Origin of the sequence: Rhizobium sp. NRK18, from assembly GCF_024385575.1 — a bacterium.
In the GTDB taxonomy this organism is placed as follows: domain Bacteria; phylum Pseudomonadota; class Alphaproteobacteria; order Rhizobiales; family Rhizobiaceae; genus JANFMV01.
On sequence record NZ_JANFMV010000001.1, the window covers coordinates 3,291,846 to 3,306,195 of the forward strand.

Consider the following 14,350-nt stretch of genomic DNA (forward strand, 5'->3'; position numbering starts at 1 on the left):
CCAAAACTCCTTCATCGAACACGGCAACAAGCACACCGACAAAGGCGTGTCATTGTTGTAAATGCGAAGACGAGGAGAATATTATGACTGACTTTGACAAACTGATCCCGAATGCACCCGCCGGCCGCTTCGACGGCATCGAGCGTCCCTACACCGCCGACGACGTCAAGCGCCTTCGCGGCTCCGTCCAGATCCGGCATACGCTTGCCGAGATGGGCGCCAACCGGCTGTGGAAGCTGATCAGCGAAGAGAACTTCGTCAACGCGCTGGGTGCGCTTTCCGGCAACCAGGCCATGCAGATGGTTCGCGCCGGACTGAAGGCGATCTACCTCTCCGGCTGGCAGGTTGCCGCCGACGCCAATACGGCCTCTGCCATGTATCCGGACCAGTCACTATATCCGGCCAATGCCGCTCCGGAACTGGCCAAGCGCATCAACCGCACCCTGCAACGCGCCGACCAGATCGAGACGGCGGAAGGCAAGGGCCTGTCGGTCGACACCTGGTTTGCACCGATCGTCGCCGACGCCGAAGCCGGCTTCGGTGGTCCGCTGAACGCATTCGAGATCATGAAGGCCTTCATTGAGGCAGGCGCCGCCGGCGTTCACTTCGAGGACCAGCTGGCGTCGGAAAAGAAGTGCGGCCATCTCGGCGGCAAGGTTCTGATCCCGACGGCCGCCCATATCCGCAACCTGAACGCCGCCCGGCTTGCCGCCGACGTCATGGGCACGCCGACGCTGATCATCGCCCGCACGGACGCTGAAGCCGCCAAGTTGCTCACCTCCGACATCGACGAGCGCGACCGGCCCTTCGTCGACTACGATGCCGGCCGCACGGCGGAAGGCTTCTACCAAGTGAAGAACGGCATCGATCCGTGCATCGCCCGCGCCATCGCCTATGCGCCGCATTGCGACCTGATCTGGATGGAAACCGGCAAGCCGGATCTCGAACAGGCCCGCAAGTTCGCCGAAGCCGTGCACAAGGTCTATCCGGGCAAGAAGCTCGCCTACAATTGCTCGCCCTCGTTCAACTGGAAGAAGAACCTGGATGACGCGACGATCGCCAAGTTCCAGCGCGAGCTGGGTGCGATGGGCTACAAGTTCCAGTTCATCACGCTCGCCGGCTTCCACCAGCTGAACTTCGGCATGTTCGAACTGGCCCGCGGCTACAAGGACCGCCAGATGGCAGCCTATTCGGAGCTGCAGGAAGCGGAATTCGCGGCCGAGGTCAACGGCTACACCGCAACCAAGCATCAGCGCGAGGTCGGTACCGGCTACTTCGACGCCGTCTCGCTGGCGATCACCGGCGGCCAGTCGTCGACCACGGCGATGAAGGAATCGACCGAAACCGAACAGTTCAAGCCGACCGAGGCAGAGCAGTTCAAGCCCGCCGCCGAATAAGCAGGCTTCGAGACGGCGGCGCGGGGGTCCCTGCCCTCCGCGTCGCCGACAAACCCAACGACCTTCACGAACCCCGATTAAAGAGGAGAAATGCCATGACACCGCAGACCCGAGTCAAGGAAAGAGCAGAAGAGCAGTCGACCACGATGACGGCCGACCAGCAGGCCATGATCCGCATGGTCGCCAACGACCTGCACCGGCTGAACCAGTCGGTCATGAAGGCCGTCGACGCCGGCGTATCCGTCGAGCTCGTCCGCTCGGCCCGCCACCATGGCGGAGACGGCAACTGGGGCGACCTGCTGATCCCGATCATCATCGCCAACAGCGGGCGGTCTGCGGCCTGAGGCATCCGCCACAACAATACAGGCCCGGCGCCCAACCCGCCGGACCCGACCGGGGCAGGCAAGCCCTGCCCACGGAGACGAAGACGCCCGGCCTGATGGAGCCACGCCGGGCGTCTTCTCTGTTTTCATGCATACGGAGATGGCTTCGTCACAACCCGCCAAGCTTGCCGGTCATCAGGGGCGCATAGCCCTTCAGCAATCTGGCCATCCGCTCGGTCACGGTGCGGATTTCCCGTCGATGACGATCGGCATTGTTGACCAGGAGCCATTGGCCGTGCTGCAGCTCGCGAATGCACTCCCCCACCCTTTCGAGCTGCGGATCGCGATCGCCAATCATGCAGGGAAGAAGACCGATCCCGGCGCCTGCGACCAGCAGATCGCGCAGGGCGGTCGGCCTGTTGACCGTGAAGACGATGTCGTCGGGGTGATTGTCGTGCGGCCAGCGCAGATAGGCCGACACCGCCTCATCGCGATTGACCGCCACCCAGCGATCGGCGGCCGGCCGGGAGACGCGCGAGCGATACAGCGCATAGGCGCTGTCCGACAGCCGCCGCGTCGCCAGATTGCCTTCCTCCGGTGCGAAGGCACGAATGCCGATGTCCGCTTCCCGATAGGCGAGACGCGCCCGCTGCTCGGAAATCGAAAAATCCAGCCGGAACGGGTCCGTATCGGCACACAGCGCAGCGATATTGTCGCAGAGCAGTTTCACCATCCAGGTGCCCGCAGCGATGCGAATGGTGACGGCCTGCTGCTTTTCCATCCGCCAGCCATCGACCTTTCGCGCGGCGGACTCCATATCCCGAAGATGTTCGAACAGCGACTGCCCTTCCGGCGTCAAGGCGTAACCGGCCTGACTTCGAACGAACAGGGCCGTCGCCAGCATGTCCTCGAGCTCCAGCATGCGCCGGCCGATCGTTGCCGGGCTAAGCGCAAGGGTGGACGCCGCCCCCGTCAGCCCTCCCTGTCGGGCAACAGCGACAAAAATCTGATAGAGATCCCACGGCGCGTTTTTCATAAATGAAATATGGCCGGTATTTTTTGATATATGTAAAGCAAAAATCCGTGTGTATTTGACGTGATGTCCCAAATTGAAAGGAGACATCACATGATCGTCATCGATCCTAGTTCATACATCGCCTGCAAGAGTGCCGAGCAACTCCGTGCCGACAGAAACAGGCCGGAGGCGGAAGAGGAATTTTACCGCACGCACGCCTCGAATGGCCTTCTGCAGGCGGCGACCGCGCTGATGCGGCTTACAGCTGCACTGAAAACCTTGGCATCTGGCTACAGGAGAGAAGAGAAACAGGTTCGCCGCAAGGCGGCAGGTTGCGGCAGTTACCGCTCGGACGATGAGGCGTGCTCACCGTGCGCGTGAGGCCCGGGCGAATGCAAAGCCCGATGCTTGCGACAATCAAACCGGCCTTGTGCGCTCAGTGGGCAAGAACTGCCATAGCGGCGCAGGCGGCAAGCGTTGCCAGAAGAATTTTCGTTGCAAGAACGAACCGGGTGTTTTCGGTCCGGGCGATGGCAATGGCGCGTGCTCTGCTCTTGCGGTTTCTCATGGACTTCCCTCAATTCCGTGTAACGACGTTGCGGTACTCCTGCCGGCGTGAAGGTCATGCCATAACAAACCCTGACGCACTGCACTATAAGACGATGACTTGCTTCAATTAACAATCATTAAATGGCGCCAAGGCGCAAAAAATAGCGATTTCCGGCTACAAGACCGAAAATCGGCCTATGCCGCACGCCCCGCGGCAACGCCGGAGGACCATGCCCACTGGAAATTGTAGCCGCCGAGCCAGCCGGTGACGTCGACGCACTCGCCGATGAAATAGAGGCCGGGGACGGATTTTGCCCCCATGGTCTTCGAATTCAGCCCGGCGGTATCGACGCCGCCAAGGGTGACTTCGGCGGTCCGGTAGCCCTCGCTGCCGGCCGGCTTGACCTGCCAGTTCTGCACGGAGGCGGCGATTGACTGCAGCCTCGCATCCGGAAAGTCGGCCAGATTGCCTGCGGCGCCATGTTGTTCGGCGAGATATTGCGCGAGCCTCTTCGGCAGGATCTGCGCGAGCGCGGTCGATAGCGCCTGCCGGCCGTTTGCGGCCTTTGCCTGCTTCAAGGCCGTAAAGATGTCGACATCCGGCTCCAGCGCAAGAGTGACGGCGTCCCCTTCCCGCCAGTAGGACGAGATCTGCAGGATGGCGGGGCCGCTGAGGCCGCGATGGGTGAAGAGAAGCGCCTCGCGGAATGCCGTCTTGCCATGCCGCACCTCGGCGTCGACCGCAACGCCGGCGAGCGGCGCGAGCCGCTCCAGAAGTCCCGGCTCCAACGTGAACGGCACGAGCCCCGGCCGCGGCTCGATGATGGACAGGCCGAATTGGCGGGCGATGTCATAGGCAAGGCCGGTCGCGCCCATCTTCGGGATCGACTTGCCGCCGGTCGCAACGATCAGCGCATCGGCGTTCGCGATGCCGTCGGAGGCTTCGATCTCGAAACGATCGCCGATCTGCGTGACGGAGGAAATCGCCTGCTTCAATCGCAGCGTAACGCCGGCGTCGCGCATCTCCTTCAACAGCATCGCGATGATGTCCCTGGCGCTGTTGTCGCAGAAGAGCTGGCCAAGCGTCTTCTCATGCCAGGCGATGCCGTGGCGCTCCACCATGTCGAGGAAATCGCGCGGGGTGTAACCGGCAAGCGCCGACTTGCAGAAATGCGGATTGGCGGAGAGGAAATTCTTCGGGCCCGCCCCGATATTGGTGAAGTTGCAGCGCCCGCCTCCGGAAATGCGGATCTTTTCGCCGGGTGCGGCGGCGTGGTCGAGGACGAGGACACGCCGTCCCCGCCGGCCAGCCTCGATGGCCGCCATCATGCCGGCGGCACCTGCTCCAAGGATGACCACATCAAACTGTTCGCGCACGCATTTCCCCTGGCTGAGATGCTTCCGTGTCCGTCACGCGGATCACAAAGTCAATGTTTCCCCCCTCGCCAATTGGAAAACTACGGCTATGATGCGGCCATCATCCGTCACAACCCGGTGAATCATGCCTGCCAAGAAAACATCCAAAAGACCCTCCAGCGCCTCCCTCAAGTCCCCGATCACGCCTGCCAGCCTGCGCAATCCGCGCGGGGTGAAGACGTGGCGCGACGCGACCCAATGGCTGAAGTCGCGGGGTATCGAGGACATCGAATGCATCACGCCGGACCTCGCCGGCGTTCCGCGCGGCAAGATGATGCCATCGTCAAAATTCACCTCCAACACCTCGCTGGCGCTGCCATCCGCACTCTATCGTCACACGATTTCGGGCGAATATCCCGACGAGACCGGCAGCTTCCGCTATGAGCCGCGCGACAACGACCTGAAGCTCGTTCCCGACCTTTCGACGCTGTCGACGGTGCCGTGGGAAAGCGATCCGACCGCGCAGGTCATCTGCGACGTCGTCTATGCCGATGGCGGGGAAGTGCCCTATGCGCCGCGCAATGTGTTGAAGCGCGTCATGGGGCTCTATGCCGACAAGGGCTGGAAGCCGGTGGTGGCGCCGGAAATCGAATTCTACCTCGTCGCCATGAGCGACGATCCGGACTACCCGCTGCACCCGCCGAAAGGCCGCTCGGGACGCCCCATCCTCGGCGGACAGGCCTATTCTATCGCCGGCATCAACGAGTTCGACGATCTGATCGACGACATCTATCATTTCTCCGAAAAGCAGGGGCTCGAGATCGACACCCTGATCCATGAGGAAGGCCCGGCGCAGCTGGAAATCAACCTGCGACACGGTGACCCGGTGGAACTTGCCGACCAGGTGTTCATGTTCAAGCGAACGATCCGCGAGGCGGCGCTGAAGCATGGCATCTACGCGACCTTCATGGCGAAGCCGATGCAGGGCCAGCCGGGCTCCGCCATGCACATTCACCAGTCGGTGGTTGAAATCGACGGCGGCAAGAACATTTTCTCGAATGCCGACGGATCTCCGTCGAAAGCGTTCTACAATTTTATCGGCGGCATGCAGAAATACGTGCCGCATGCCCTGGTGATGATGGCTCCATACGTGAACTCCTACCGCCGCCTTTCGCCGGACATGTCCTGCCCGGTCAATACGGCCTGGGGCTTCGACAACCGGACCACCGCCTTCCGCGTCCCGGTTTCCGATCCGGCTGCCCGGCGCGTGGAGAACCGCCTGCCGAGCTCGGACGCCAACCCGTATCTGGCGCTGGCGGGCTCGCTTGCCGCCGGCTATCTCGGGATCGTCAATAAGATCGAACCGACGCCGCCGACCGCTGACACCGCCAATGAAGGCGACATCGAACTGCCGCGCGACCTGCTCAGGGCCGTCTCGCTCCTCGAGGAAGAAGAGGACTTCAAGGCCGTGTTCGATCCGGAATTCATCGGCATCTATGGCGGCATCAAGCGCGGCGAATTCGAAACCTTCATGCAGGTGATCAGCCCCTGGGAGCGCGAATTCCTGCTTCTGAACGTCTAATGAAAAAGAGGTTTGCATGACCTGGCAGAGCCCGATCGCGCCGGGAGTTTCCTGGTACCAGTCCACCGTTACCGATCGGCCGGAATATCCGGCGCTCGACGGCTCGGCTTCCGCCGACGTCGTCATCGTCGGCGGCGGCTTCACGGGTCTGCAGGCGGCCTACAATCTCGCGAAGGCCGGTACCCGCGTCGTGCTGATCGACGCGGTGCGTTTCGGCGACGGCGCGTCCGGTCGCAACGGCGGACAGATGGGGACGGGCCAGCGCACCGAGGTCGAGGAGCTGGAAAAGACGCTCGGCTTCGAACGGGCCAAGGCGCTGTTCGACCTTGCCGAAAATGCCAAGAAACATCTTCTCGGCTTTGCCGAGACGCACGGGATCGACATCGAATACCTGCCGGGTCAACTCAACGTCGCCCACAAGGCTGGGTGGGAGAAGGACTACCGGGACCACGTGGAGATCACCGCCACCCGCTACGGCTACAAGCACATGTCGTTCATGGACCAGGCGGAGACTAGCGAACGGCTCGGTTCGAAGCGCTACTTCTGCGGCACGCGCGACACCGGCACCGGCCACATTCATCCGCTGAAGCTGCTGGTGGGGCTCGCCCGGGTGGCAGCTGCGGCAGGCGCCAGCCTGCACGAGATGACGCCGGCGCGATCGGTGACGCGCGAGGGCGGCAAGATCGTCGTGAAGACCGATCGCGGCGACATCCGCGCCGACCGCGCGCTGATCGCCTGCAACGGCTATATCGGCAATCTCGAACCGGTGAACGCCGCACGGGTGATGCCGATCCGCTCGTTCATCGGCGCGACCGTGCCGCTTGCCAATCATCCGGAGATCATTCCGGGCAACGAAGCAATCGCCGACTCCCGCTTCGTCGTGCGCTATTTCCGCAAGTCACGCGACGGACGTCTGCTGTTTGGCGGGCGCGAAGCCTATACCGCGGACAATCCGCGCGACATCACCCAGCACATCCGCCGGCAGATCGCCGAGCTCTATCCGCAGCTGAAAGACGTCGAAATCAGCCATGCCTGGGGCGGGTCCGTGGGCATCACCATGCCGCGCCAGCCCTTCGCCCGGGAGGTCATGCCCGGCGTGACCGCGATCGGCGGCTACTCCGGTCACGGCGTGATGCTGTCCAATTATTGCGGCAAGCTGTTTGCAGACGACGTCCTGTCGGGCTCAGGCGAACTCGACCTTTTGAAAACGTTGAAAATTCCGGCCTTTCCGGGTGGCTCGCATCTGCGCAAACCACTCCTGTTCCTGGCCCTCAGCTGGTACGCACTCAGGGATCGCTTCTGATCCCGAAGGCCTTCCAACGCATTTTTTTGCAACGCACTCTGGCCTTTTTAAATCGATTAGATTACAAGGAGGCCGAATTCTATTTTGATAGAAAGATAGCCCATGACCAGCCAGATCATTCCCGTCGAGCCCTTTGACTATGTCGTCTTCGGCGGCACCGGCGATCTCGCGGAACGCAAGCTCCTGCCTGCCCTCTACCATCGCATGCTGGCCGGCCAGCTCACCGATCCGACGCGCATCATCGGCGCATCGCGTTCGGAACTGACGCATGAAGCGTATCGCGAATTTGCCCAGAAGGCGCTGAAAGAGCATCTCAAGGCCGACGAATACAATGACAAGGACGTCAAGGACTTCTGCTCGCGGCTGTTCTACGTCGCCGTCGATGCCAAGTCGGACAAGGGCTGGGACGGCCTGAAGAAGCTCCTGGACGAGGGCAAGGATCGCGTCCGCGCCTTCTACCTCGCCGTCGCACCGGGCATCTTCGGCGACATCTCGGAAAAGATCCGCGATCACAAGCTGATCACCAAGACCACCCGCATCGTCGTCGAGAAGCCGATCGGCCGCGATCTGGATTCCGCGCTCGAACTCAACAACACCATCGGCAAGGTCTTCCACGAAGAGCAGGTCTACCGTATCGACCACTACCTCGGCAAAGAGACAGTGCAGAACCTGATGGCGCTGCGCTTCGCGAACGCGCTCTACGAGCCGCTGTGGAACTCCGCCCATATCGACCATGTCCAGATCACCGTCGCGGAAGCCGTGGGCCTCGAAGGCCGGGCCGGCTATTACGACAAGGCCGGCGCGCTGCGCGACATGGTGCAGAACCACATCCTGCAGCTTCTCTGCCTCGTGGCCATGGAACCGCCGGCATCGCTCGACGGCGAAGCGGTTCGTGACGAAAAGCTCAAGGTCCTGCGCTCGCTGAAGCCGATCGATGCTTCAAATGTCGAGAAGTACACGGTGCGCGGCCAGTACCGCGCCGGTGCCTCTGCCGGCGGCCCGGTCAAGGGCTATCTGGAAGAACTCGAAGGCGGCGTGTCCGATACGGAAACCTTTGTCGGCATCAAGGCCGAGATCGGCAACTGGCGCTGGGCCGGCGTGCCCTTCTACATCCGCACCGGCAAGCGGCTTGCCGCACGCATGTCGGAAATCGTCATCACCTTCAAGCCGATCCCGCATTCGATCTTCGACGATGCGGCCGGCAAGATTGCCGCCAACCAGCTCGTCATCCGCCTGCAGCCGGATGAGGGTGTTCGCCAGTGGCTGATGATCAAGGATCCGGGCCCGGGCGGCATGCGCCTGCGCCATGTCTCGCTCGACATGAGCTTTGCCGAGGCCTTCGCCGTGCGCAACCCGGACGCCTATGAACGCCTGCTGATGGACGTCATCCGTTCCAACCAGACGCTGTTCATGCGTCGCGATGAAGTCGAGGCCGCCTGGAAGTGGGTCGACCCGATCCTGAAGGCCTGGGAACAGACCGGCCAGAAGGTTCAGGGCTACACCGCCGGCACCTGGGGCCCGAGCCAGGCGATCGCGCTGATCGAGCGCGATGGCCGGACCTGGCATGAAGCCGACTGAAGGGGAAGCAATGCCGACCACACTGCACACGTTCGAGAATGGCAGCGCCCTCGCCGCCGCCCTGGCCGACAAGGTGGCCGGCGTGCTTTCCGCGGCGATTGCCGCGCGGGGCAAGGCGACGCTGGCCGTTTCCGGCGGGTCGACGCCGAAGGCCTTTTTCAAGGCGCTCTCCGGCTGTCCGGTCGACTGGAGCAATGTCACGGTGACGCTGGTTGACGAACGATATGTGCCGGCGGACGATCCACGCTCGAACCACAAGCTCGTCCAGGAAAACCTGCTGACAGGCAAGGCGGCGGCTGCCACCTTCCTGCCGCTCTATTACGAAGCAGCCGATGCGGCGGCAGGTGCCGTGATCGCCAGCACCGAAACAGCTTCCGTCATTGAAAGACCTTTCGACGCTGCTATTCTGGGAATGGGCACCGACGGCCATACGGCCTCGTTCTTCCCGGGTGGCGACAATCTCGCCACCGCGCTTGCCGCCGATACGCCGCGCGGCGTCATCGCCATGCAGGCGGAAGGCGCCGGCGAACCGCGCGTGACCTTCACCTTCTCGGCGCTCCAGGATGCTGATCTTCTGGTGCTGCACATTGAGGGCGACGGCAAGATGACCGTGCTCAAGAAGGCCGAGGAAGACGGCGCTGAAGAGGACATGCCGATCCGGGCGATCCTGCGCCGGGCCGCTTCGCCGGTCGAGATTTACTGGGCGCCTTAATCCGGATTGCGCCCCATGCGGCGGAGATCGCCGCCAGCAAACACGATAACGAACAGGATGGGATTTAAAGACCATGACTGCCGACTCCCGCATTGCCGCCGTCACCGCCCGCATCGTCGAGCGCTCCAAGCCGACCCGCGAACGCTATCTCGATCGCGTGCGCGCCGCCGCCGCGAAGGGCCCGCACCGCGCGGTGCTGTCCTGCGGCAACCTCGCACACGGATTTGCCGTCTGTTCCCCCTCCGAGAAGGCGGCTCTTGCGGGTGACCGCGTCGCCAATCTCGGCATCATCACCGCCTATAACGATATGCTGTCGGCGCACCAGCCGTTCGAGACCTATCCGGCGCTGATCCGCGAGGCCGCCCACGAGGCGGGCGGGGTCGCCCAGGTCGCCGGCGGCGTGCCGGCCATGTGCGACGGTGTCACCCAGGGCCAGCCGGGCATGGAACTGTCGCTGTTTTCCCGCGACCTGATCGCCATGGCAGCCGGTGTCGGCCTCTCGCACAACATGTTCGACGCGGCCGTCTATCTCGGCGTCTGCGACAAGATCGTTCCCGGTCTGGTGATCGCCGCCCTCTCCTTCGGCCACCTGCCGGCGGTCTTCATTCCGGCCGGGCCGATGACCTCGGGCCTGCCGAACGACGAGAAGTCGCGCATCCGCCAGCTCTATGCGGAAGGCAAGGTCGGCCGCAAGGAACTGCTGGAAGCCGAATCCAAGTCCTATCACGGCCCGGGCACCTGCACCTTCTACGGCACCGCCAACTCCAACCAGATGCTGATGGAGATCATGGGCTTCCACATGCCCGGCGCCTCCTTCGTCAATCCGAACACGCCGCTGCGCGACGCGCTGACGCGCGAAGCCACCAAGCGGGCGCTGGCGATCACCGCGCTCGGCAACGACTTCACGCCCGCCGGCGAAATGATCGACGAACGCTCGGTCGTCAACGGCGTTGTCGGCCTGCATGCGACCGGCGGCTCGACCAACCACACCATGCACCTCGTCGCCATGGCGCGCGCCGCCGGCATCGTGTTGACCTGGGAAGACATTTCGGATCTCTCCGATGCCATTCCGCTTCTCGCCCGCGTCTATCCGAACGGCCTTGCCGACGTGAACCATTTCCACGCCGCAGGCGGCCTCGGCTTCCTGATCAAGCAGCTTCTGAAGCAGGGGCTGCTGCATGACGACGTGCGGACGGTCTACGGCCAGGGTCTCGAGGCCTACACGATCGAGCCGAAGCTCAATTCCGATGGCACGGTCGGCCGCTACGAGGCACCCGACGTCAGCCATGATCCGAAGGTTCTGTCGACGATCTCCGAGCCCTTCCAGGCGAATGGCGGTCTGAAGATGCTGACCGGTAATCTCGGCAAGGCAGTGATCAAGATTTCCGCCGTGAAGCCCGAGCGCCATGTCATCGAAGCGCCGGCCGTCGTCTTCCACAGCCAGCACGACATTCAGGACGCTTTCAAGTCCGGCAAGCTCGACCGCGATTTCGTCGCCGTCGTCCGCTTCCAGGGCCCCAAGGCCAACGGCATGCCGGAACTGCACAAGCTCACCCCTCCCCTCGGCGTCCTGCAGGACCGCGGCCACAAGGTGGCGCTTCTGACCGACGGCCGCATGTCGGGTGCTTCGGGCAAGGTGCCGGCCGCCATCCACCTGACGCCGGAAGCAGCGGAAGGCGGACCGATCGCCAAGATCAAGGACGGCGACATGATCCGCATCGACGCCGTCACCGGCACGGTCGAAGTGCTTGTCGACAAGGCCGAGTTCGACACCCGCCAGCCGGTGGTCGCCGACCTGTCCGAAAACGAGTTTGGCATGGGCCGCGAACTCTTCGCACCCTTCCGCCTCGCCGCCGGCACGGCCGACACGGGCGCCAGCGTGCTGTTCTAGGCATCGCCAGACAGAGCAACCAGACCAACGAAAACGGCCGCGCCTCATTCCAGGCGCGGCCGTTTTCATTGAAATCCCGAAACTGCCTCAGAGCATCGCCATGTAGCGCGGCAGCTCATCGATGCTCGGCACCACGATCACGGTCTTGACCTCACCGCGCTTGTAGGCGGCCAGGAACGCCGGGTAGTTCGCAAAGGCAATGCAGCCGGCGGAATCGCCCGGCACGCGACGCAGGTAGGAGTGGGTCAGGAAGCCGTTGCGACCGAACATCTTCTCACCGCCGACCGGCGTCATGCGCAGGGCTTCCACGCCATGGAACAGGGCTTCACGCTTGCTCAGGCGATAGACGTTCGGCGGGGTCGGGCCCCAGCTTGCAACGCTGATGTATTTTGGCTTGTCGCGCATCTTGCCGCGGCCCGAATGGGCGACCATCTTGCGGCCGTCAGGCATGTAGACGGTCTGCGCGGTGATATCGTAGACGGCTACCTTGCTGACGGGACCCGGCAGAGCCGCCTGCTTGCGCAGGAGCGAGGGGCGGACATCGCTGTCGTCCATCGGCTCATCTGGACGGGCATAGGCGAGCAATGTCTTCGGGCCGGTTTTCTCCGGCGCCGGCTTCAGCGGGATGCTGGCGTCACCCTTGTCACCATTGGCTTTCGCCTTGCCACCCGCGAGCACTTCGTTGAACGGATCGGGCTGCGGCCTGACCATCGGCGCGGGTACGGCTTCCGGCAGCATGGCAAGCTCGATCGCGGACGGCTGGGCCGCGGCGGCGGCGATCTGCGCCGGCGTCGATTTGAGTGCCGGCGGCAGGCCGGAGACCAGTGCGCCGGGTGCCTGTGCGCTTGCCAGCGCGGCGGTGGTGATCTTGCGGTCGAGATGATTTCTCAGCGCCGTTCCGAGCGTGGTCTCGGCGGCAGCCAGCTGCGTGTCGCCCTGCTTTGCGGCAGCCGCAGATGCCCAGCGATTGTCGAGCGCCCGTTCGGCGATATCGGCGACGAGTGCCTGCTTGACGATGGAGCGGCCGCTGGTGTCGAGCGGTTGCGCGTCCGGCGTCTTCAGAGCCGCCAGCGTTTCACCCGTCGCACGGTTGGCCGGCCGGCTGTAGCGTGTCCATGTCGCCGGACCGGAAGACTGGCGCGGCGCGGCCAAGAGCAGGCTTGTCCTGAAGTCTGCACTTCGGTCCGAAGATGTCGTTGAAATGCCGTGCAGCGCGCCAAGCGTCGCGGATACCCAGAGGCCGACGGCGAGCGTGCCGCCGACGAAGGCTGCGCCGGACATCAGGCGCGGGAGGGCCGGCAGAACCGGAAGTCTGAAGCCCGGCTTCGCCGGGTAGTAATCGGTCGCAAACGCCATACTGAAACTCATCTACAAACAGGTTGCCGTCGCCGCGCTAAAAGGACGCGCGTGTCCGGCGGTACTCAAACTCGTGGCGGATGCGGCCTTGTCTATCACCGCGGTCACGCCCTCGGACCTGACTTGAAGGATGAAGAAACTTGGTAACCAAAGTCTTTACGGCTGCGTGAGAATTTGAACCCGTCAATCATGGACGCCGATGAATAGCCGGAAATGCGGCATTAATGTCTCACAGCCGTGATCATTTGAAGACAAGGTCACCGGAGGAGCTAGGCATCTGCGTTAATCATAGGCGAGATGCCACTCACAGGAACGACAACCTCGTCCGCGGGAGAGCGAAGAGCATGCACGCAGACAGCCTTGCGATCGACGTGGCAGCGATACGCCGCCAGCTTGCCGAACAGACGCCACTATGGGCGGATCTGCCCATGCATCGCATCAACTCCTCAGGCACGGACAACGCCCTGTTCCGCCTTGGCAACGAACTGCTGTTGAGGCTGCCGCTGAGGGAAAGCGCGATCGCGTTTCTGTCCAAGGAACTCGACTGGCTGCCACGCCTCATTGGCCTGCCGCTGGCGATCCCGCGGCTGCGGCATCGCGGGGGCATCAACCTCGGCCAGCCCTGCGAGTTCGGCATATTCGACTGGATCGACGGAGCGATCGCCACGCCCGAGGCGATTGGCGATGCGGATGAAGCTGCGGTGGCGCTGGCGGTGTTCATCAAGGCGCTGCATCGACAACCGACTGAAGGAGCACCGGTGTCCGGCCCGCTCAACTCCCGGCGCGGCGTGCCGCTTTCCGAGATGACGCAGGCAACGCTCTCCTCCATCAATCTTCTCGCCGACGAGATCGATACGCGCGCCGCGAAAGACCTCTGGGCTTCGGTTGTCGATGAACGCCATCGCTCCGAGCCCGTCTGGCTGCATGGTGACCTGAAGGGCGACAATCTGCTGGCAAAGGACGGAAGACTCGTTGCCGTGATCGACTGGGGCTTGTCGGCGGTCGGCGACCCTGCCGCGGACCATGCCGCCGCCTGGACGTGGATACAGCCGAGTTCGAGGAAGCAGTTCCGGGATGCACTTGAACTCGATGACGGCGATTGGCAACGGGCCAAGGGCTGGGCGCTCTATGGTGCCGTCATTGCGCTCAGCTACTATCGCGGCGGGAAAAACGAGGCGCTTTGCCGGCAATGCCGGCTGACGCTGTCGAGGCTTGGATTGTTGCTTTGATAGATAAAACAAAGCGGCGGCGGATATCATCCGCCGCCGCTTCAAAGCCGTTAGGTGGA

Annotated in this window: 12 protein-coding genes; 9 read left to right on the forward strand and 3 right to left on the reverse strand. The window is 63.3% G+C overall.

The annotated features are described in order from the left end of the window. Positions 1-83: 83 nt before the first annotated feature. Together aceA and NN662_RS15550 are read left to right on the forward strand one after the other, a co-directional pair. Complete coding sequence (gene aceA / locus NN662_RS15545; protein ID WP_261931135.1) at positions 84-1,397, forward strand: isocitrate lyase; 1,314 nt, start codon at positions 84-86, stop codon at positions 1,395-1,397. Between the two features lie 95 nt (positions 1,398-1,492). Next, complete coding sequence (locus NN662_RS15550) at positions 1,493-1,741, forward strand: hypothetical protein (RefSeq protein ID WP_261931136.1); 249 nt, start codon at positions 1,493-1,495, stop codon at positions 1,739-1,741. A gap of 148 nt (positions 1,742-1,889) precedes the next feature. Here the strand turns inward: NN662_RS15550 and NN662_RS15555 are convergent, their stop codons facing one another. Then, positions 1,890-2,756: a LysR family transcriptional regulator gene (locus NN662_RS15555; protein WP_261931137.1), complete on the reverse strand. Its 867-nt coding sequence runs from the start codon at positions 2,754-2,756 to the stop codon at positions 1,890-1,892. A 90-nt stretch (positions 2,757-2,846) separates the two neighbouring features. On the opposite strand from NN662_RS15555, the gene NN662_RS15560 reads away from it, so the two are divergent. Continuing rightward, positions 2,847-3,116 carry a hypothetical protein gene (locus NN662_RS15560; RefSeq protein ID WP_261931138.1) on the forward strand — a complete coding sequence of 90 codons (270 nt, stop codon included), beginning with the start codon at positions 2,847-2,849 and terminating at the stop codon, positions 3,114-3,116. Positions 3,117-3,479: 363 nt separating this feature from the next. Here the strand turns inward: NN662_RS15560 and NN662_RS15565 are convergent, their stop codons facing one another. Continuing rightward, positions 3,480-4,613 carry an NAD(P)/FAD-dependent oxidoreductase gene (locus tag NN662_RS15565; RefSeq protein ID WP_410010983.1) on the reverse strand — a complete coding sequence of 378 codons (1,134 nt, stop codon included), beginning with the start codon at positions 4,611-4,613 and terminating at the stop codon, positions 3,480-3,482. A 172-nt stretch (positions 4,614-4,785) separates the two neighbouring features. Here NN662_RS15565 and NN662_RS15570 point away from each other — a divergent pair, with 172 nt between their 5' ends. The 5 genes from NN662_RS15570 to edd all read left to right on the forward strand — a co-directional run bounded on the left by NN662_RS15570 (position 4,786) and on the right by edd (position 11,706). Then, positions 4,786-6,222, forward strand: coding sequence for a glutamine synthetase family protein (locus NN662_RS15570; RefSeq protein WP_261931140.1), 1,437 nt, complete (start codon positions 4,786-4,788; stop codon positions 6,220-6,222). Positions 6,223-6,238: 16 nt separating this feature from the next. After that, the gene (locus tag NN662_RS15575; RefSeq protein ID WP_261931141.1) at positions 6,239-7,525 is read left to right on the forward strand and encodes an NAD(P)/FAD-dependent oxidoreductase; all 1,287 of its coding nucleotides are present in this window, start codon (positions 6,239-6,241) and stop codon (positions 7,523-7,525) included. Between the two features lie 102 nt (positions 7,526-7,627). Next, positions 7,628-9,103 carry a glucose-6-phosphate dehydrogenase gene (gene zwf / locus NN662_RS15580; protein ID WP_261931142.1) on the forward strand — a complete coding sequence of 492 codons (1,476 nt, stop codon included), beginning with the start codon at positions 7,628-7,630 and terminating at the stop codon, positions 9,101-9,103. A gap of 10 nt (positions 9,104-9,113) precedes the next feature. Further along, positions 9,114-9,815, forward strand: a complete 702-nt coding sequence (gene pgl / locus NN662_RS15585; protein ID WP_261931143.1) for a 6-phosphogluconolactonase — start codon at positions 9,114-9,116, stop codon at positions 9,813-9,815. Positions 9,816-9,888: 73 nt separating this feature from the next. Continuing rightward, positions 9,889-11,706, forward strand: coding sequence for a phosphogluconate dehydratase (gene edd, locus NN662_RS15590; protein ID WP_261931144.1), 1,818 nt, complete (start codon positions 9,889-9,891; stop codon positions 11,704-11,706). Between the two features lie 87 nt (positions 11,707-11,793). Here the strand turns inward: edd and NN662_RS15595 are convergent, their stop codons facing one another. Further along, a complete protein-coding gene (locus NN662_RS15595) occupies positions 11,794-13,062 on the reverse strand; it encodes a DUF2778 domain-containing protein (protein WP_261931145.1) in 1,269 nt (422 codons plus the stop codon). 344 nt (positions 13,063-13,406) lie between these two features. On the opposite strand from NN662_RS15595, the gene NN662_RS15600 reads away from it, so the two are divergent. After that, positions 13,407-14,291: a phosphotransferase gene (locus NN662_RS15600; RefSeq protein ID WP_261931146.1), complete on the forward strand. Its 885-nt coding sequence runs from the start codon at positions 13,407-13,409 to the stop codon at positions 14,289-14,291. The last annotated feature ends 59 nt before the right edge of the window (positions 14,292-14,350 follow it).